The organism is Exiguobacterium sp. s70 (assembly GCF_018618315.1).
GTDB lineage: Bacteria > Bacillota > Bacilli > Exiguobacteriales > Exiguobacteriaceae > Exiguobacterium > Exiguobacterium chiriqhucha.
Genome location: NZ_JACSLV010000002.1, coordinates 197,208 through 216,593 on the forward strand (window position 1 = coordinate 197,208; position 19,386 = coordinate 216,593).

17 protein-coding genes and 1 other annotated feature are annotated in these 19,386 nt (G+C 53.1%); of the genes, 14 read left to right on the forward strand and 3 right to left on the reverse strand.

Annotation, left to right across the window (positions count from 1 at the left end; genetic code table 11):
- Positions 1 to 42 precede the first annotated feature (42 nt).
- From tig to KNP84_RS05760, 14 genes are all read left to right on the forward strand, one after another.
- Positions 43 to 1,335 carry a trigger factor gene (tig, locus tag KNP84_RS05695; RefSeq protein WP_021066844.1) on the forward strand — a complete coding sequence of 431 codons (1,293 nt, stop codon included), beginning with the start codon at positions 43 to 45 and terminating at the stop codon, positions 1,333 to 1,335.
- Positions 1,336 to 1,545: 210 nt separating this feature from the next.
- Complete coding sequence (gene clpX, locus KNP84_RS05700; RefSeq protein WP_021066845.1) at positions 1,546 to 2,814, forward strand: ATP-dependent protease ATP-binding subunit ClpX; 1,269 nt, start codon at positions 1,546 to 1,548, stop codon at positions 2,812 to 2,814.
- 70 nt (positions 2,815 to 2,884) lie between these two features.
- Complete coding sequence (gene lon / locus KNP84_RS05705) at positions 2,885 to 5,185, forward strand: endopeptidase La (RefSeq protein ID WP_021066846.1); 2,301 nt, start codon at positions 2,885 to 2,887, stop codon at positions 5,183 to 5,185.
- A gap of 3 nt (positions 5,186 to 5,188) precedes the next feature.
- Positions 5,189 to 5,785, forward strand: coding sequence for a ribosome biogenesis GTP-binding protein YihA/YsxC (gene yihA / locus KNP84_RS05710; protein WP_021066847.1), 597 nt, complete (start codon positions 5,189 to 5,191; stop codon positions 5,783 to 5,785).
- 114 nt (positions 5,786 to 5,899) lie between these two features.
- Positions 5,900 to 7,078, forward strand: a complete 1,179-nt coding sequence (locus KNP84_RS05715) for an AI-2E family transporter (protein WP_035385682.1) — start codon at positions 5,900 to 5,902, stop codon at positions 7,076 to 7,078.
- 185 nt (positions 7,079 to 7,263) lie between these two features.
- Positions 7,264 to 8,607, forward strand: coding sequence for a glutamyl-tRNA reductase (gene hemA / locus KNP84_RS05720; protein WP_021066849.1), 1,344 nt, complete (start codon positions 7,264 to 7,266; stop codon positions 8,605 to 8,607).
- A gap of 60 nt (positions 8,608 to 8,667) precedes the next feature.
- Entirely contained in the window at positions 8,668 to 9,585 is a 918-nt protein-coding gene (gene hemC, locus KNP84_RS05725) for a hydroxymethylbilane synthase (RefSeq protein WP_029595855.1), read from the forward strand.
- Positions 9,578 to 10,243: a uroporphyrinogen-III synthase gene (locus KNP84_RS05730; RefSeq protein WP_215114465.1), complete on the forward strand. Its 666-nt coding sequence runs from the start codon at positions 9,578 to 9,580 to the stop codon at positions 10,241 to 10,243. Before hemC ends, KNP84_RS05730 begins: the two co-directional genes overlap by 8 nt.
- Positions 10,240 to 11,220 carry a porphobilinogen synthase gene (gene hemB / locus KNP84_RS05735; protein ID WP_021066852.1) on the forward strand — a complete coding sequence of 327 codons (981 nt, stop codon included), beginning with the start codon at positions 10,240 to 10,242 and terminating at the stop codon, positions 11,218 to 11,220. The genes KNP84_RS05730 and hemB overlap by 4 nt, the downstream gene beginning before the upstream one ends.
- Complete coding sequence (gene hemL / locus KNP84_RS05740; RefSeq protein WP_058763202.1) at positions 11,217 to 12,521, forward strand: glutamate-1-semialdehyde 2,1-aminomutase; 1,305 nt, start codon at positions 11,217 to 11,219, stop codon at positions 12,519 to 12,521. The genes hemB and hemL overlap by 4 nt, the downstream gene beginning before the upstream one ends.
- 47 nt (positions 12,522 to 12,568) lie before the next feature.
- Positions 12,569 to 12,788, forward strand: a binding site (T-box leader).
- 55 nt (positions 12,789 to 12,843) lie between these two features.
- Positions 12,844 to 15,495 (forward strand): valine--tRNA ligase, encoded by a 2,652-nt coding sequence (locus KNP84_RS05745; protein ID WP_034809745.1) that lies wholly within the window; start codon positions 12,844 to 12,846, stop codon positions 15,493 to 15,495.
- Between the two features lie 94 nt (positions 15,496 to 15,589).
- Positions 15,590 to 16,366, forward strand: coding sequence for a hypothetical protein (locus KNP84_RS05750; RefSeq protein WP_215114466.1), 777 nt, complete (start codon positions 15,590 to 15,592; stop codon positions 16,364 to 16,366).
- Positions 16,367 to 16,384: 18 nt separating this feature from the next.
- On the forward strand, positions 16,385 to 16,732 hold the full coding sequence (locus tag KNP84_RS05755; RefSeq protein ID WP_029595849.1) for a hypothetical protein: 348 nt from the start codon (positions 16,385 to 16,387) through the stop codon (positions 16,730 to 16,732).
- Between the two features lie 138 nt (positions 16,733 to 16,870).
- The gene (locus KNP84_RS05760; RefSeq protein ID WP_029595848.1) at positions 16,871 to 17,218 is read left to right on the forward strand and encodes a hypothetical protein; all 348 of its coding nucleotides are present in this window, start codon (positions 16,871 to 16,873) and stop codon (positions 17,216 to 17,218) included.
- 200 nt (positions 17,219 to 17,418) lie between these two features.
- Here the strand turns inward: KNP84_RS05760 and KNP84_RS05765 are convergent, their stop codons facing one another.
- The 3 genes from KNP84_RS05765 to KNP84_RS05775 form a co-directional block, all read right to left on the reverse strand.
- Positions 17,419 to 17,619 (reverse strand): hypothetical protein, encoded by a 201-nt coding sequence (locus KNP84_RS05765; RefSeq protein WP_029595847.1) that lies wholly within the window; start codon positions 17,617 to 17,619, stop codon positions 17,419 to 17,421.
- Positions 17,616 to 17,792 (reverse strand): hypothetical protein, encoded by a 177-nt coding sequence (locus KNP84_RS05770; protein ID WP_158001045.1) that lies wholly within the window; start codon positions 17,790 to 17,792, stop codon positions 17,616 to 17,618. Before KNP84_RS05770 ends, KNP84_RS05765 begins: the two co-directional genes overlap by 4 nt.
- 87 nt (positions 17,793 to 17,879) lie before the next feature.
- A complete protein-coding gene (locus KNP84_RS05775) occupies positions 17,880 to 19,316 on the reverse strand; it encodes a protein adenylyltransferase SelO (protein ID WP_215114467.1) in 1,437 nt (478 codons plus the stop codon).
- Positions 19,317 to 19,386: the final 70 nt, after the last annotated feature.

The window sequence follows — 19,386 nt, forward strand, 5'->3', positions numbered from 1 at the left end:
TACATTCTTGTACGTATAAACGAATTGTTGGAGGGACTTAGCATGACAGCAAAATGGGAAAAAACATCAGGTAGCCAAGGCGTACTCACGTACGAAGCACCTGCAGAAGCTTTTGATAAAGCAGTCGACGCCGCATTCAAAGATGTCGTCAAAACTTTGAACGTGCCTGGCTTCCGTAAAGGGAAATTGCCACGCCCAATGTTCAACAAAATGTACGGAGAAGAAGCGCTCTATCAAGATGCGCTCGATATCCTCTACCGTGACACAGTTCAAGGTGCGGTCGAAGAAGCTGGTTTCGAACCAATCGCTCTCGAAAACATCGATGTAGACGGCACGCTCGAAAAAGGCAAACCTGTAACGTTCAAAGTAACGTTCGTCGTTGAGCCAGAAGCTGAGCTTGGCGAATACAAAGGTCTCGAGTACGAAGCTGTTGAAACAACAGTCACTGACGAAGAAGTTGCAGCTGAACTTGACGCGCTTCAACAGCAAGGCGCAGAGCTTGCTGTTAAAGAAGGCGCAATCGAAAACGGCGATACAGCTGTCTTTGATTTCGCAGGTTTCGCTGACGGAGAGCAATTCGAAGGCGGCACAGCTGAAAACTACACGCTCGAAATCGGTTCAGGCCAATTCATCCCTGGATTCGAAGAGCAAATGGTCGGCTTGACGGCTGGCGAAGAAAAAGACGTTGAAGTAACATTCCCTGAAGAGTACCACGCTGACAACTTGGCGGGTAAACCAGCGACATTCAAAGTCAAACTTCACGAAGTCAAAGCGAAGCAAGTTCCTGAGCTCGACGACGAGTTCGCAAAAGACATCGACGAGTCAGTTTCATCACTCGACGAGTTGAAAGCAAAAATCCGTGAGCGTTTAGAAACTGCGAAGAAACAAGAAGCGGAAGGCACAATGCGCGACCAACTCGTCGAGCAAGCAACAGCTAACGCAACAATCGACGTACCTGCAGTACTCGTTGACCAAGAAGTAGATCGCATGGTTCAAGAGTTCGGCACACGTGTTTCTTCACAAGGAATCGACCTCGACATGTACTTCCAGCTTACTGGAACGACTGAAGAAGCGATGCGCGAAGAGATGAAAGAGCAAGCTGAAGAGCGCGTTAAAGCTCGTCTCGTCTTGAAAGCAATCGCTGAGAAAGAAGCGATCGAAGTGTCTGACGAAGATGCTGAGAAAGAACTCGAAGAAATGTCTAAACTTTACAACATCGCACCGGATCAACTCCGCACGATGCTCGCGCCACAAGGCGGAATCGAGACACTTAAAGGTGACCTCAAATTCCGTAAAGCGATCGACGTTCTCGTTGAAAACGGGAAAGCGAAGTAATCGGATGACAGAAGGACGGCTGCCTAGCAGTCGTCCTTTTTTTCGTCACGACACTTTGCATGTGTTTATCTTTGATGAAGTGATTTGTTCATGCTACAATTATTGCAACGCAGAGATGTAAATGTCTTTTCACGGTGCATGCGCACCTGGGAATACAAATAGGCGATTTATCGCACTTACATCCATTTTCATTTAGAAGGGGTGTACCGAATGTTCAAATTTAACGAGGAAAAGGGGCAACTCAAGTGCTCGTTTTGCGGAAAATCGCAAGAACAAGTCCGTAAATTAGTCGCCGGTCCTGGCGTATACATTTGTGACGAATGTATCGAACTTTGCAATGAAATCGTTGAGGAAGAGCTCGGTGTGGAGGAAGAAGTTGAATTTAAAGACATTCCAAAACCACAAGAGATTCGTAACATCCTAGACGATTATGTCATTGGTCAAGACCGCGCCAAACGTGCGCTTTCAGTAGCTGTCTATAACCACTATAAACGCATCAACGCCGGTGGCCGTTCTGATGATGTCGAACTTTCGAAGTCGAACATCGTCATGATTGGACCAACGGGTAGCGGTAAGACGCTTCTCGCTCAGACGATGGCTCGCGTCTTGAACGTCCCGTTCGCAATCGCGGACGCGACGAGCTTGACGGAAGCCGGTTACGTCGGGGAAGACGTCGAGAACATCTTGCTCAAGTTGATTCAATCGGCTGACTATGATGTCGAGAAGGCTGAAAAAGGGATTATCTACATCGATGAAATCGATAAGATTGCCCGTAAGTCGGAAAACCCATCGATCACGCGTGACGTATCGGGTGAAGGCGTTCAGCAGGCACTTCTTAAAATTTTGGAAGGTACGGTCGCAAGCGTGCCGCCGCAAGGTGGACGTAAGCATCCGCATCAAGAGTTCATCCAAATCGATACGACGAACATCTTGTTCATCGTCGGCGGCGCGTTCGCTGGCATCGAAGCGGTCGTCAAACGCCGCATCGGGAAGAAAGTCATCGGATTTGGGAACGACCAAGAAAACCGCGAGTTGACGCAAGAAGACTTGCTCGCCCGCGCGCTTCCGGAAGACCTTCAGAAGTTCGGATTGATTCCGGAATTCATCGGTCGTTTACCGGTCATGGCGACGCTCACGACGCTTGACGAAGAAGCACTCGTCGAGATCTTGACGAAGCCGAAGAACGCCCTCGTTCGTCAGTACGAGAAAATGCTCGAACTCGACGATGTCGAACTCTCGTTCACAGACGAGGCGTTGGTTGAAATCGCCAAACTTGCGATCAAACGTAAGACAGGCGCACGCGGTCTCCGCTCGATTATCGAAGAAATGATGCTCGATGTGATGTTCACTGTCCCATCGCGCGACGATATCGAGAAAGTCATCATCACGGATGAAACGATTACGGGTCTTGCCGGTCCGAAATACGTACTTCGCGATGGTACTGTCGAACAGACAGGCGACAATAAAGAGACAGCATAATTTTGAACGAAAAAGGCTCAAACACTCGGCACATCCGAGTTTTGGGCCTTTTTGCACAGGAGGCGTTGTAATGGAACAATTACCAATCCTTCCTTTGCGTGGAGTCGTGGTGTATCCGCTCATCGGAGTGACAATCGACGTGGGGCGTCCGCTCTCCCTACGAGCACTCCTTGCCGCAAAGGAACACGAGACAGATTTGATTGTTGTGACACAAAAAGAGACGGGGAAAGAATCACCTGAACCGGAAGACTTGTACGCGATCGGGACGCGCGTCCATATCGCCAAGATGAGCGAGCTGTCGAACGAGACGGTCCGCGTCCGCTTGGTCGGGAAAGAACGCGTCAAGATCAACTCGATTGAAGAGACGAAGGAAGGCTGGTTCGCAGACGTCGAGCCACTTGAACTCGTCGAAGGGGAAGAAGTCGAGCGGACGGCACTCGTGCGCTTATTGAAAGAACAGTTCGGAAAACTCGTCGGGTCCATCAAAGGATTGTCACCGGACGAGCGTCGTCGTTTCGAGATGTATGAACGGCTCGAGTCGTTGACCGACTATATCGCGTCGAAGCTCGACGTCGACGTCGATATCCGCCAAGCGATGCTCGAAGAACCGGACGCCGTCAAACGCGGCTTAGAGCTGCTCGAGATTATGACGCACGAGGTCGAGATCATCGAGCTCGAGCAAGAGTTGCGCGAACGGACGAAGAAGACGATCGAACAGGCACAAAAAGAGTACTATTTGCGCGAACAGATGAAGACGATTCAGCAAGAGCTCGGCGACCAGTCGCAAGAGTCTGAACCGAACCGTCTCCGTGAGAAACTCGAGGCGCTCGATTTGCCTGAGACGACACGGAAGAACGTCATGCGCGAAGCCGAGCGGTTGAACGTCGTCCCGGCGACGTCACCTGAATATGCCGTCATCCGCAACTATCTCGACTGGATCGCCTCGCTCCCGTGGGGCATCGAGACGGAAGATAAACTCGACGTCAAACATGCCGCCGATGTGTTAGATGACGACCACTACGGGCTCGAGTCGGTGAAAGACCGGATCCTCGAATATTTGGCCGTCCGTCAATTGACGAATTCGCTCCGTGGGCCGATTCTTTGTCTCGCCGGACCTCCAGGGGTCGGGAAGACGTCACTCGCCCGCTCGATCGCGTCGGCGCTCGAACGTCACTTCGTCCGTGTCTCGCTCGGTGGGGTACGTGACGAGGCCGAGATTCGTGGGCACCGTCGCACGTATATCGGGGCGATGCCAGGCCGCATCATCCGTGGCTTGAAACAGGCCGAGAGCAAAAACCCGGTGTTCTTGCTCGACGAGATCGACAAGATGGCGTCCGATTTCCGAGGTGACCCGGCGTCGGCTATGCTCGAAGTGCTCGACCCGGAACAGAACGTTTCGTTCTCGGACCACTATATCGAGGAACCGTTCGACTTATCGAACGTGCTCTTCATCGCGACGGCGAACGACGTCTCGCAAATTCCGGCGCCGCTCCTTGACCGGATGGAACTCATCCAAATCGGCGGCTACACGGAACTCGAGAAAGTCGAGATCGCCAAGCGTCACTTAGTACCGAAACAGTATAAAGAGCACGGCTTGAAGAAGAGCCAGCTCACGATTAAAGAGGACGCACTTTACGAAGTCGTTCGCCGTTACACGCGTGAGGCCGGTGTCCGGAACTTGGAACGCGTCATCGGTTCACTTTGCCGGAAAGCGGCGAAGCAAATCGCCATCGGCGAGAAGAAACGCGTCACCGTCTCATTGAAGAGCCTCGGCGACTACCTCGGGAAACCGAAGTACCGCTATGGCAAAGGGGAGACGGAAGACTCGATCGGTGCTGTCACCGGACTCGCCTACACGGCGTTCGGGGGCGACACGCTCACGATTGAAGTCGCACTCGCACCTGGTAAAGGCAAGCTCCAGTTGACGGGGAAACTCGGTGACGTCATGCAAGAGTCGGCGCAGACGGCGTATAGCTACGTCCGTTCAAACGCGGAACGGTTCGGGATTGACCCGACGTTCTACGAGCGCCAAGACGTGCATATCCACGTGCCGGAAGGTGCCGTCCCGAAAGACGGTCCGTCGGCGGGGATTACAATCGCGACGGCGCTCATCTCGGCGTTGACCGGGAAGAAAGTCCGCCGTGACATCGGGATGACCGGGGAAATCACGCTCCGCGGCCGCGTCCTGCCAATCGGTGGATTGAAAGAGAAAGCGCTCGCCGCACACCGAGCCGGCTTGACGACCATCGTCATTCCGAAAGACAATGAGCGTGACATCGATGACATTCAAGACACCGTCCGTGAGAAACTGACGTTCGTCCCGGTCACGACGCTCGATCAAGTATTAGAAGTAGCATTTGGAGGAAATTAAATAATGAAAATCACTAAAGCAGAATTTGTCACGAGTGCCGTCGCACCTGACCATTACCCGATTCATGAGTTACCGGAAGTCGCACTCGCCGGACGTTCGAACGTCGGGAAGTCATCGTTCATCAACAAGATTTGTCAGCGCAAAGCACTCGCACGGACGTCTTCGAAGCCAGGGAAGACGCAGACGCTGAACTTCTTCAACATCAACGATGAAATCATGTTCGTCGACGTCCCGGGCTACGGCTACGCGAAAGTCTCAAAGACGGAGCGGGAGAAGTGGGGCATCATGATGGAGCAATATTTGACGTCACAGAGCGCGCTTCGCGGCGTTGTCCTCTTGGTCGATATTCGTCATGAGCCGTCAAGTGACGACGTGACGATGTACAACTTCTTGAAGCATTACGAGATTCCGGTCATCGTCGTGGCAACGAAGCTCGATAAAATCAAAAAAGCGCAGCGTCAAAAACATGAAGCGGCCGTCAAACGCAAGCTTCAATTTGAATCGACTGACCGGTTCGTCGCGTTCTCGGCGGAGACGGCAGAAGGAAAAGACGAGGCATGGAAAGCAATTTATGATTTATTGACACGCGAAGAAGATTGACCGAAGACGAGGGCAACCCCTCGTCTTTTTTGTTTTCAGGGTTACGAGAGCGGGTAATTATCGTATAATTGTCCTAATTACATAAGACAAGAGAATAGAGAACGAGGTGGAAAGATGCAAATCATGTTTCAGAACAAATGGTACCGCTTTTTATTTTGGACGCTGACGATTTTCTTGGTCATCTGGGTCGGGACGGAAATTTCATTCGTGTTCCAACCAGTCCAAGTCATTTTGGCGCTCGTCACGGTACCGCTCATCATTGCCGGACTTTTTTATTATTTCTTAGTCGGGATTGTCGATTTCTTAGAAAAACGGATGGACGGCAAACGGCCGCTCGCCGTCGGGATTACGCTTGGTGGACTCGTGCTGATCTTTACGCTCGTCTTCAGCATCCTCGGCCCAGTACTCGCGGAGCAGGTGACGTCACTCGTCAACGCGATGCCGAGCATTGCCAAGGAATTACAGGTACAGGCGTTCGCCGTCCGTGACTCGCTCATGCAAAATGAGTTCTTGTCACGCTTCATCGCCGAGAATGACGATATGTTCACCGACTTCACGAACAACGTGACGTCGTATCTCGGAGACGTCTTCGGGAATGTCGCGTCATCGTTCGGTCGTCTTGTCGGCTTCATCACGTCGGCCGTCATCACAATCGTCGTCATTCCATTCATGCTTTTGTATATGTTACTTGACGGGAAACGTCTTCCGGACTCAATCGTGAAGTTGTTGCCGTCGAGCTATGAGCGTGAGACACGCAACATCTTACATGACATGCATACGACGGTTAAAAACTACGTCCATGCCCAGTTGATCGTGGCGTTCTTCGTCGGAATCACGTCGCTCATCGGATTATGGATTATCGGACTCGACTATGCCATCCTACTCGCGCTCTTCATGATGGTGACGAACATCATCCCGTACGTCGGACCGTTCCTCGGTGCGGCACCGGCCGTTGTCGTCGCTTTCATCCAAGATCCGATTAAAGTGCTTTGGGTCATCGTCGTCATCATCATCGTCCAACAGATCGAATCGAACGTCATCTCGCCGCTCATCCAAGGCAAGTCACTCAAGGTGCACCCGCTGACGATCATCATCGTCTTGCTCGTCGCCGGGAACTTGGCCGGGATTATCGGGATGCTCATCGCGGTTCCGTTCTACGCGGTGGCGAAAGTCGTCGTTCAAAATATCGTCCGCATTTACAAGCTGAGGGAACGGAAACATTACCTCGAAGCGGAGGAAGAAGAAAAGACCCAAGAGAGTACAATCATCACCGATCCATCCTCTTTAAAATGAGGAATCAAGTAGAAATGGTCTCTATGTCCGTTTCTACTTTTTTTTGTCACAAAAAGTTCTTAAATTATTTCACAAAAATCGAACAGAAGATTATAGTTCCTAAATAAAAATTGTTATAATGTACGGTAGAGATGTGAAAAAGAAGAGACAACCGTCGGTGGATTTTGGATGAGGGGAAGAGGTACATGCATATTGTCGTCGTTGGACTAAATAACAAGACAGCCCCTGTCGCGATTCGGGAGCAGTTCTCGTTTGGGGAGCAAGAAATCGTGGATGCGATGATTGCACTTCGCGAAGAGAAAAGCATATTTGAATCGGTTATTTTGTCGACTTGTAACCGAACAGAGCTATATGTCGTCACAGACCAGCTCCATACGGGTCGTTATTATACAAAACGGTTTTTAGCGAACTGGTTTGATTTAGAGATGGACCAATTCACCCCTTATTTATCGATTCGTGAAGGAGAAGAGGCGATTCGCCACTTGTTCCGCGTCACGTCTGGACTCGATTCGATGATCATTGGGGAAACACAGATTTTAGGACAAGTGAAATCGAGCTTCTTCCGCGCCCAAGAGAACGGGACGACGGGAACGGTGTTCAACAAACTGTTCAAAGAAGCCGTGACGCTCGCCAAACGTGCCCATACTGACACGCAAATTGGGGAAATGTCGGTATCGGTCAGCGCGGCAGCAGTCACGCTCGCCCAAGAAATGTATTCGTCGCTCGATGACAAACAAGTCGTCGTCGTCGGCGCGGGTGAGACAGGCGAGTTGACGACGCTCAACTTGTTCGAGGCCGGCGCGAAACAGATTGCCGTCTTTAACCGGACCGAGAGCAAAGCGAAAGCGGTCGCCGACAAGTTCAAAGGCCGGGCCCACTCGATCCGTGAGATTGCTTGCGGCTTGCTTGACGCCGATATTTTAATTAGCTCGACCGGTGCGAAAGAAGCGGTCATCGCCTATGATGATGTCGCCGCAGCTCAATTGCTCCGCCGGGAACGTCCACTGTTGTTAATCGACATTGCCGTGCCGCGAGATATCGATCCAGCGGTCCGGGCGCTTCCGGGCGTCCACTTGTTCGATGTGGATGACTTGAACGGCATCGTCAATAAAAACTTGGCGGCCCGTCTCATTGAAGCCGAAAAGATTGAAATCAAAATCGATGAGGCGATTCAAGAGTTCCAAACTTGGCTCATCACGCTCGGTGTCGTGCCGATCATGAATGAATTGCGCGCCCGTGCGCTCAACATTCAAGAAGAGACGATGGAAAGCCTCGAGCGCAAGCTCGATCATCTGTCGGACCGCGATAAAAAAGTCATCGGCAAGCACATGAAGTCAATCATCAACCAGATGCTTCGTGAACCGATTGATTACATCAAAGACGCCGCCGCGCAACCGGATGCGAACACACGCATCAATCAGTTCGTGGAGACGTTCGGTCTAGATGTCGACGTCCCTGACGCCGAACCGGAAACGGAAGAAGCCGAAGCGATGTCAGCGAAAGCACCACTTCGCGCCTTGATGCGCTAATACAAAACAAAAAAAGGCGGCGGATCTCGTCGCCTTTTTCTATGAAGGGGATAACCGATCATGCGTAAAATTATCGTCGGCTCACGCCGCTCACAACTTGCGATGACACAGACGAAATGGGTCATCGATCAATTGAAGAAAGCCGGAGCTCAAAACGAGTTCGAAATCAAAGAGATCGTGACGAAAGGGGACCAAATCGTCGACGTGCAACTCTCGAAAGTCGGCGGCAAAGGGTTGTTCGTCAAAGAGATTCAGCAACAGATGCTCGCCGGGGACATCGATTTCGCGGTCCACAGCATGAAAGACGTCCCGGCCGAGTTGCCGGAAGAGCTCTATATCAGTTGCATGCCGAAACGCGTCGACGCCCGTGATGTGCTCATCTGCGAGAACGGCTATACGCTCGAGACGCTCCCGGAAGGTGCCGTCATCGGGACGAGCTCACTGCGCCGCGGTGCCCAAATGCTCGCCGCTCGCCCGGACTTCGACATTCAATGGATTCGCGGGAACATCGACACGCGCCTCAAAAAACTCGAGACAGAAAACTTCAACGCTATCTTGCTCGCTAAAGCCGGGCTCGAGCGCATGGGTTGGACGGACCGCGTCGACTTCGAAGCGCTTGACGCCGATATGATGGTCCCAGCCGTCGGACAAGGCGTACTTGCCATCGAAAGCCGGAAGGACGACGCTGAAGTGACGGCAATTCTACAATTGCTCCATGACGACGTGACGGCGAAAGCCGCAACAGCGGAGCGGACGTTCCTCAAGGCAATCGAAGGCAGCTGCCACGTACCGGTCGGCGGTTATGCGACGGTCGATGGCGACGACGTGACACTCACAGGCCTCATCGCCTCGGTCGACGGCAAAGAAGTGCTCCGTGTGACGAAGACGTCGTCAGACGCGGTCGCACTCGGGAAAGACGTAGCAGACGATTTGCTCGGACGCGGCGGGCGCGAAATTCTCGCCTCGGTCAATGCGTGACGTCTGGTACACAGGGACAAAACGACTGACCGCTTCGCAGCGAGCCCGGCTCACCGCGAGCGGTCTTTCCGTTCATCACGTCCCGCTCATCGAGACGAGATTGACGCACAACCAGATGCCAATCAGCCGATTCGATTGGCTCGTCGTGACGAGCCAGACGGCGGTACCGGCGCTTTGTGACGTCCCGCGTGACGTCAAAGTCGCGGCCGTCGGCGAGAAAACGAAACAAGCACTCGAGGCCGTTGGATTCACCGTCGCGCTCATGCCGGAGACGTTTACGGGCGAGTCGTTGTTCCATGACCTTGCAACTGTCGTAAAAGCAGACGAGGTCGTCTTGTTCGCCCGGGGCGACTTGGCGAACACGGCGCATATGACGCAACTCGAAAACGTCCACGACTGGGTCGTCTATGAGACGATTGGCCGTGAACTGACAGAGACGGAAGTCGAGGCGCTCGAAGGAATCGAGGCGCTCCTCGTGCTCAGCCCGTCCGCCGTCCGGGCGCTCACGCCATATCTCGACCATTTCCACGGGACGTGGTACGCCATCGGTGAAGTGACCGAGCGCGCCGTCCGGGAAGTGTCGACGTTACCGGTCCGAGTGCCTGAGTGTTATACTATGGATGCATTAATACAGTGTATAGGGGAGGATTTTTCATGAACCAGTTTGACCGTCATCGTCGTCTTCGTTCATCGAAGTCAATGCGTGCACTCGTACGTGAAAATCATGTTCGGAAAGAAGATTTGATTTACCCGCTCTTCATCATCGAAGGGACAGACATTAAACGCGAAGTCAGCTCGATGCCGGGCGTCTTCAACTTCTCGCTCGACCGTCTCGAGGACGAGATCAACGAGATCGTCGACCTCGGTATTCAATCGGTGCTCTTGTTCGGCGTACCTGAACATAAAGACCCGGAAGGTACGGAAGCGTATCATGACCACGGCATCGTCCAAGAAGCGATCCGTAAAGTGAAAGCGTGGGCACCACAGCTCACGGTCATCGCCGACACGTGCCTCTGTGAATATACGTCGACAGGCCACTGTGGCATCGTGAAGAACGGTGACGTCGATAACGACGCGTCGCTACCACTTCACGTCCAGACGGCCATCACGCAAGCACAAGCAGGCGCTGACATCATCGCGCCGAGCTCGATGATGGACGGCTTCGTCGCCGCGATCCGTGAAGGACTCGACCAAAACGGTTTCAACCATATCCCGATCATGAGTTACGGCGTCAAGTACGCATCGGCGTACTACGGACCGTTCCGTGACGCAGCGCAATCGGCACCTGGTGAAGGCGACCGCAAAGGCTATCAGATGGACCCGGCCAACCGCCGTGAAGCGTTCCGCGAATCACAATCGGACGTCGAGCAAGGCGCCGACTTCATGATCGTCAAACCAGCGCTCGCGTTCATGGACATCATCCGTGACATGCGCGATTCGCTCGATATGCCGATCGTGGCGTATAACGTGAGCGGAGAGTACGCCATGGTCAAAGCGGCTGCTTTGAACGACTGGGTCGATGAGCAACGCATCGTCATGGAGACGATGGTCGGCTTCAAACGGGCCGGTGCGGACCTCATCGTCACATATTTCGCAAAAGACGTCTGTCGCTATTTGGAAGGAGACTACGCATGACCTACAAACAAACACGCTCAGAAGCGGCGTTCGAACAAGCACGTCCGCTCATGCCGGGCGGGGTGAACAGCCCGGTCCGTGCCTATAAATCAGTCGGCATGACGCCAATCTTCGCTGAACGCGGTGAAGGCTCACGCGTCTACGATATCGATGGCAACGAATATATCGATTACGTCCTCTCATGGGGACCACTCATCCTCGGCCACCGCGACCCTGTCGTCACGAAGGCGATTCAAGAGCAAGCCGAGAAAGGCTGGACGTTCGGGACACCGACCGAGCTCGAAACAAAAATGGCCGAGCTCGTCATCGAGCGCGTCCCATCAATCGAGATGGTGCGCATGGTCAACTCGGGTACGGAAGCGACGATGGCGGCACTCCGCCTCGCACGCGGTTACACGGGCAAGACGAAAATCTTGAAGTTCGAAGGCTGCTATCACGGTCACGGCGACTCGCTCCTCATCAAAGCCGGATCAGGTGTCGCGACACTCGGTCTCCCGGACTCGCCGGGCGTACCAAAAGACTTGGCGAGCCAGACGCTCACGGTGCCATATAACGATTTGGATGCCCTCCGCATCGCCTTCGAGAAGTTCGGCGACGATATCGCTGGTGTCATCGTCGAACCGGCGGCCGGCAACATGGGCTTCGTACCACCGCAACCTGGATTCCTCGAAGGACTCCGCGAAATCACGGAACAATACGGTTCGCTTCTCATCTTTGACGAGGTCATGACCGGATTCCGGGTCGGCTATAACTGTGCCCAAGGCTACTTCGGCGTGACGCCGGACTTGACGTGCCTCGGGAAAGTCATCGGCGGCGGCCTACCGGTCGGTGCCTATGGCGGGAAACGCGAGATTATGGAACAAATCGCGCCGCAAGGACCGATTTACCAGGCAGGGACGCTCTCGGGTAACCCACTCGCGATGATCGCCGGCTATACGACGTTGTCGCAACTCAAGCCTGAGCACTATGCTGAGTTCGAACGCAAAGCGGACCGTCTTGCCGAAGGCTATACGAAAGCAGCCGAGAAGTATAACATCCCGCACGACACGAACCGGGCCGGCTCGATGTTCGGATTCTTCTTCACGAACGAGAAAGTGACGAACTTCGAGAAGGCGAAGACGGCGAACCTCGACTTGTTCCGTGCTTACTATCAGAAGATGGCGGCGCGCGGCGTGTTCTTGCCACCGTCACAGTTCGAAGGATTGTTCCTCTCGACCGTGCATACGGACGAAGATATCGACTTGACGCTCGCAGCGGTCGACGCGACGTTCAAAGAGCTGCAACAAGAGTTTTCATTGTAATCTTGACGGAACCATCTTCTGTCGCTACAATTGTTTAACAGATACGATTAAAAGCTACGATGAGGAATAGTACGCCAACAACATCCTTTTTCAGAGACGCGGCCGCTTGGTGCGAGGCCGCGAAGGATGGTGCGGAAGTCGCCTCGGAGCTGACCTTTTGAACGAAGTAGGAAGGTCCGGTCCATCGACCGTTATTCGATTTTGAGGGCGCCACAAGTGGCGAACTAAGGTGGTACCGCGGAAGATACGGCTTCTTTCGTCCTTAGCGTTAAGGACGAGAGTAGCCGTTTTTTTGTCCACATTATTAGAGGAGGTTGGGCATATGACCAACGAGACAAACGAAATCACCATGCCGACGAAGTACGATCCAAGTGCGACGGAAGCGAAATGGTATGACTACTGGTTAGAGAACGACGTATTCAAAGCAGACGAGGACGATTCAAAACAGCCTTACACGATTGTCATCCCGCCACCGAACGTAACAGGGAAACTTCACCTCGGACACGCGTGGGACACGACGCTCCAAGATTTGCTGACGCGCCTCAAGCGCATGCAAGGCTATGACGTCCTCTGGCTCCCAGGGATGGACCACGCCGGGATCGCGACGCAAGCGAAAGTCGAACAGAAGCTCCGTGAGGACGGCATCATGCGTTATGACCTCGGACGCGAAAAGTTCCTCGAGAAGACGTGGGAATGGAAAGACGAGTACGCCGACACGATCCGTGCCCAGTGGTCAAAACTTGGCCTCGGTCTCGATTACTCACGTGAGCGCTTCACGCTCGACGAAGGACTCTCGAAAGCGGTCCAGGAAGTGTTCGTTCGTCTCTATGAGAAAGGCTTGATTTACCGTGGCGAGTATATCGTCAACTGGGACCCGGCACAAAAGACGGCCGTCTCCGATATTGAAGTTATTTATCAAGAAGTCGAAGGCGCATTCTACCACATGAAGTATCCGCTTGCGGACGGCTCGGGCCACATCGAGATCGCGACGACACGTCCGGAGACGATGCTCGGCGATACGGCCGTTGCCGTTAACCCGAAAGATGAGCGTTACGCGCACCTCGTCGGCAAGACGATCATGCTTCCGGTCATGAACCGCGAGATTCCGATCGTCGCTGACGACTACGTCGACATGGAGTTCGGTACAGGTTGCGTCAAGATCACACCGGCGCACGACCCGAACGACTTCGAGATCGGGAACCGCCACGAGCTCCCGCGCATCCTCGTCATGGACGAAGGCGGCAAGATGAACGAGAATGCTGGCAAGTACGAAGGGCTCGACCGTTTCGAATGCCGCAAGCAACTCGTCAAAGACCTAGAAGCAGACGGCACGCTCGTCAAGATTGAGCCACACACGCACTCGGTCGGTCACTCGGAACGTTCAGGCGCAGTCATCGAGCCTTATCTTTCGAAACAGTGGTTCGTCGACATGGAGCCGCTCGCGAAAGCAGCGCTCGAAGCGCAAGGACATGACGATACGAAAGTCAACTTCGTCCCAGAGCGGTTCGAAGGCACATACCTCCGTTGGATGGAGAACATCCGTGATTGGTGTATCAGCCGCCAACTCTGGTGGGGTCACCGCATCCCGGCTTGGTACCACAATGAGACAGGTGAGATTTATGTAGGTAAAGAAGCACCGGCGGATAGTGAGAACTGGCATCAAGATGAAGACGTGCTCGACACATGGTTCTCGTCAGCGCTTTGGCCGTTCTCGACGATGGGCTGGCCGGATACGGACTCGGCAGACTTCAAACGTTACTTCCCGACGAGCGCGCTCGTCACGGGTTACGACATCATCTTCTTCTGGGTATCTCGCATGATTTTCCAATCGCTTGAGTTCACTGGGAAGCAGCCGTTCAACGACGTGCTCATCCACGGTCTCATCCGCGACTCGGAAGGCCGCAAGATGTCGAAGTCGCTCGGTAACGGCGTCGACCCGATGGAAGTCATCGACCAATACGGCGCGGACTCGCTCCGCTGGTTCCTCCTTACGGGATCGACACCAGGGAACGACCTTCGTTTCTATTGGGAGAAAATCGAATCGACATGGAACTTCGCGAACAAGATTTGGAACGCGAGCCGTTTCGCCCTTATGAACATGGACGGCATGAAGTATGAGGAGATCGATTTGTCAGGTGAGAAGACGCTCGCTGACAAGTGGATTCTCACTCGCTTGAACGACACAATCGACCAAGTGACACGTCTCGTCGACAAGTATGAGTTCGGCGAAGCCGGCCGTTACTTGTACAACTTCATCTGGGAAGAGTTCTGTAACTGGTACATCGAGATGGCGAAACTCACGCTCTACGGTGAGGACGAGGCTGCGAAAGCGACGACGCGTTCAGTGCTCGCGTACACGCTCGACTCAATCATGCGTCTCATGCATCCGTTCATGCCGTTCCTCACAGAGGAAATCTGGCAGCACTTGCCGCACGAAGGCGACTCGATTGTCCGTGCGAGCTACCCGACACGCCGCGACGAGCTCCACTTCGCGGACTCGGTACCAGCGTTCGAAGCGGTCATGAACGTCATCCGTTCGGTCCGTAACATCCGTTCGGAAGTGAACGCCCCAATGTCGAAACCGATTCAGCTCTTCATCTCGACGTCGGATGAGGCGACACAAGATTACTTGAGCGCGAACGAAACGACAATCGGCAAGTTCACGAACGCGACCGAGCTCGAAATCGGACGTGGCTTGACGGCTCCTGATAAGTCGATGTCAGCCATCATGACGGGTGCGGAACTGTTCATCCCACTCGCTGACCTCATCAACTTTGAGGAAGAAATCGCCCGTCTTGAAAAAGAAGTGGCGAAGTACGAGAAGGAAGTCGAGCGCGTTCAGAAGAAACTCGGCAACCCAGGCTTCACTGGCAAGGCACCGGCTCACGTCATCGACGAAGAGAAGGCGAAAGAGAAAGACTACCTCGACAAACGTGACGCAGTCCGTGCGCGTTTGGAAGAGTTGCGTAAATAATGAATCAACCTTCTTTGGAGACCTGTTCTCCAAAGAAGGTTTTTTTGTCGTTTGGTGGAATTTAGGAGAGGAGACGAAACAAAGGTGGCGTGACATGAGACGAATCGGAATGATGTTAGGTTTGGCTGTGATGGGATTGAGTGGGTGTGTGGCGGAACGAGCTGAACCGATTGAACCGTCGGAATCAGGAGTGACAATTAATGAAAGTGCAGAAGAGACGTCTTCCAAGGATATTCCCGTAACGACGGACAAAGAAGTGTTCGGCTCGATGATTGAGGACGTGCCAAAAGGGACCGTTCGACTAGTTGATGCGGTCACGGCCCAATACACACTTCAATATACAGATGGTACGTCCGAGCGACCAGCGAGAGACGGTGTGTTCTATGAGACGGTCATCGATGATCTCGGGCTCATCGCCATTAAGTTACCAAACCGCGACGATTCGTTCGGCGTGTTCAACTATTCACGGGACGAGGAGTGGGGGTTGCACGGGATTCAAAACTTTACGATTCCCGAGGCGGCCGAAAAAGTCCGACACGGGTTGGACTTGCCTGAAGAAGAGCTGTTTGTCGCCAACTTCGAGATGAGTCAGCTCGAGCGGCCGGTGGAGATGTGGACGTTGTATGATGAGACGCAATGCATCACGATTTTAGTGACCGATGCGTCCAGTGTGGCCGACGGAGAATTGATTGACCGGCGAGACGATTCAAATGAGCGGTATCGCTTGAATCAACCGGAAGGGAACGGCTTGTTTTACGTAGACCAGGGCAAGCTCATCGTCGTGACGGGCAATGTGTCGGAAGAGGTGTTGCTCGACCTTTCGGACTCGCTACCGGAGGCGTGGTCGGTGGATTTTCCAATTAAAGAATAAATTGAAGCAGGCGAAAGGATGAGTTCTAATTTGCCAGTGCACGAATTTGATTTATGGGAACGAACATTGAAAGCACCTACACGTAATCCAGATTATAATGGCTACACTGAGGTTGATGATGATTTTATCCAAGAGCTTATGGAAGCGTGCTCGATTATGCGGACCTATTTTCATTCGTATCATCGTCCTGATCTCGGGCTGGATTATTACGGAATTACCCTCATCCCAAACGAATCGTTATCGATGTTTTATGACATCGTCACGCAGTCACGTGTATTCCATCGTTCAGAAGAGTTGAGCGATTTGGCGAGTCTCATCATTCAAGCCGAACGCGAAGGCAAAGACTTGGTTCATTTTGGGATTTAACGGACTAAGAAAATAATTATACATTGCCATTCGTTACATAGACTCTCATTGAGAATGCGTGTTAGGAACGTAGGTCGAAACTTGGTTAAGTCGATGAAGGTATTTAAAGTGTACATATTTTTACAGGGAGGGATGGCCATGCCATACACGCACGAATTCGGTGTATTGGATTCAACAAATCGTCAATCATCATATGATACGTATACACCTGAACACTTCGATTGTGTCTCGGTGGATGGGGAGTGGGTGGATGAGTTTATCGAGGAGCTGAACGAGATGCGCACGTATTTCCACTCCTATGACCGTCCTGGATTCGGATTAGACGAATGCGGGATCACGCTCATTCCATATGAGTCACTGGCGCTGTTCTATCAAGTCGTCAAAGCGATGATGTACACGCATGAGTCGGAACAACTGAATCGACTTATTTCCAAAATCACACAAGCCCAAGTAGACAAGAAGGACATGATTCATTTCGGACTATGAGTCTATAGAAAAGAACAACCCCGAGCATCGTCATCGATGTTCGGGGTTTCGTTTGCGTTCGATGTAGATTATGCCAAATACAGTGGCGGCAAACAAAACATGCAAGAGGAGCGGTTGAGGATAACCAATGCGGAATAGATGCATGGTATAGACGACATAAAGGATGCTTCCGAATCCTACCAAGACGGAATAAAGAACCTTCATACGTCTTCTTCCTCCGGTTCTGTCCAAAACGGAAGACGACCGGTTGTCACGAAATACGAGGACGTGAGCAGGACGCCGATTGCGAGTCCAGTTACTTGCGGCTGAATCGGCTGACCCGTAAATGACAGATAAAAACTGTAGACGAGATAGGACGTGGATAAGACGATGATTGCCATGAGCAAGATAGTCATCTTCATTTCGATTCATTCCATTCAAGGTTATTCAAATGTCTCATCAAGGTGGAAAAGGAAACAGCAAAGAAAAAGGCAGGCATTAGCCAGGCCCAGTCATCTATGAATGGTCCTTGCAATAGCTCGATTGACATCAAGCAGGCAAACCCTAACGCAATGAGTGAAGTGAGTAGAAGCATGTTGAACCTCCTAAAAGTGATGTTATCCACTTTACGATCGAAAATGAAAAAGGTTCCAAAAAAACCATCCTGCCGAAGCAGAATGGTTCACGTGCCACAAAACGTCTGATACGGATACGTCCGTGGTGGTCCTGGTGAGACATAGCGTCCATAGTCGGCTTCATAATCGTAAGGCTTCCGCAATACGTCGAGCAGTACTTGCGTCGGACCGAAGTCGCCGCGCTCGGCTGCTGTGAGGGCGGCCTCGACATGATGGTTGCGAGGAATGACGGCCGGGTTATGCTGACGCATGAGCCGGATGACGTCCTCATCCGGGAGACCTTGCTCTCCGAGGCGTTTTTGCCAAGCGGACAGCCACGCCTTGCCATCATCTTGCTTAGCAAAGGCAAGCGAATTTGTGTCGCCGAGTGTGAGCGCGCGGAACGTGTTCGTGAAGTCAGCCTCAGACTCCATCATGAGCCGGAGCAACTCGTCCGTCAGTTCATCGTCGCCATCTTTTCGGACGTAGAGCCCGATTTTATGGGCGAGGCCAGTAAAGTATGCCTCTTTATACGTTTCCGTGTAGTCGTTCAACAATTTGTTGGCGATATCGACGGCGGCCTCTTGTGTGTCAGCGAGGAGCGGCAACAGCGTCTCGGCGAGGCGGGCCAGGTTCCACGACCCGATATACGGCTGATTCGCATAGGCGTAGCGTCCCTCACGGTCGATGGAGCTGAAGACGGTGTTCGGGTGATACGTATCCATGAATGCACATGGTCCGTAATCAAGACCTTCACCGCTGATGAACGTGTTATCCGTGTTCATGACGCCGTGGATGAATCCGACGAGTTGCCAATCCGCGATGAGCTTCGCTTGGCGGGTGATGACGCGGCCGAGGAACTGTTCATAGCGATTCGGCTGTCCTTCAAGATCAGGGTCGTGGCGCTGAATTGCATAGTCGGCGAGAGCGATGACGTCATCAATCGAGCCGGCCGCAGCGGCGTATTGGAACGTACCGACGCGTAAGTGGCTCGCCGCGACGCGCGTCAAGATGGCACCATGCTTCGGTCCTCGACGCATGATCGGCTCACCGGTCGTGACGACGGCGAGCGTCCGGTTCGTCGGGATGCCGAGGGCGTGCATCGCCTCACTGATGAGGAATTCGCGCACCATCGGTCCAACGGCGGCCCGTCCATCACCGCCACGCGAATACTCGGTCGGACCTGAGCCTTTCAATTGAACATCGAAACGCTTTCCGTTCGGGGCGACATGTTCCCCGAGCACGAGTGCTCGTCCGTCACCGAGCATTGTGAAATGGCCGAACTGGTGGCCGGCATACGCTTGCGAGAACGACGTGTCCGTCTGGCGATTCCCAGCGAAGAGCGAGATGTCTTGGCGTACCTCGGCGTCGAGGCCGAGTGTCTCGGCGAGTGGTTCGTTCCAAAGCACGAGCTCGGGCTTGTCGACCGGATGGACCGGTCCCCGGTCGTAAAAGATGTCACGGAGATCGAGGTAGGTCGCCTCGAAGTTCCAATTGGTTGTCATGGTGATTCCCCCTTCTTCGCCTCGAGTATAGCACAGCCGATTCCGTGCGTAGCGCTTCGCGAATTTTGGT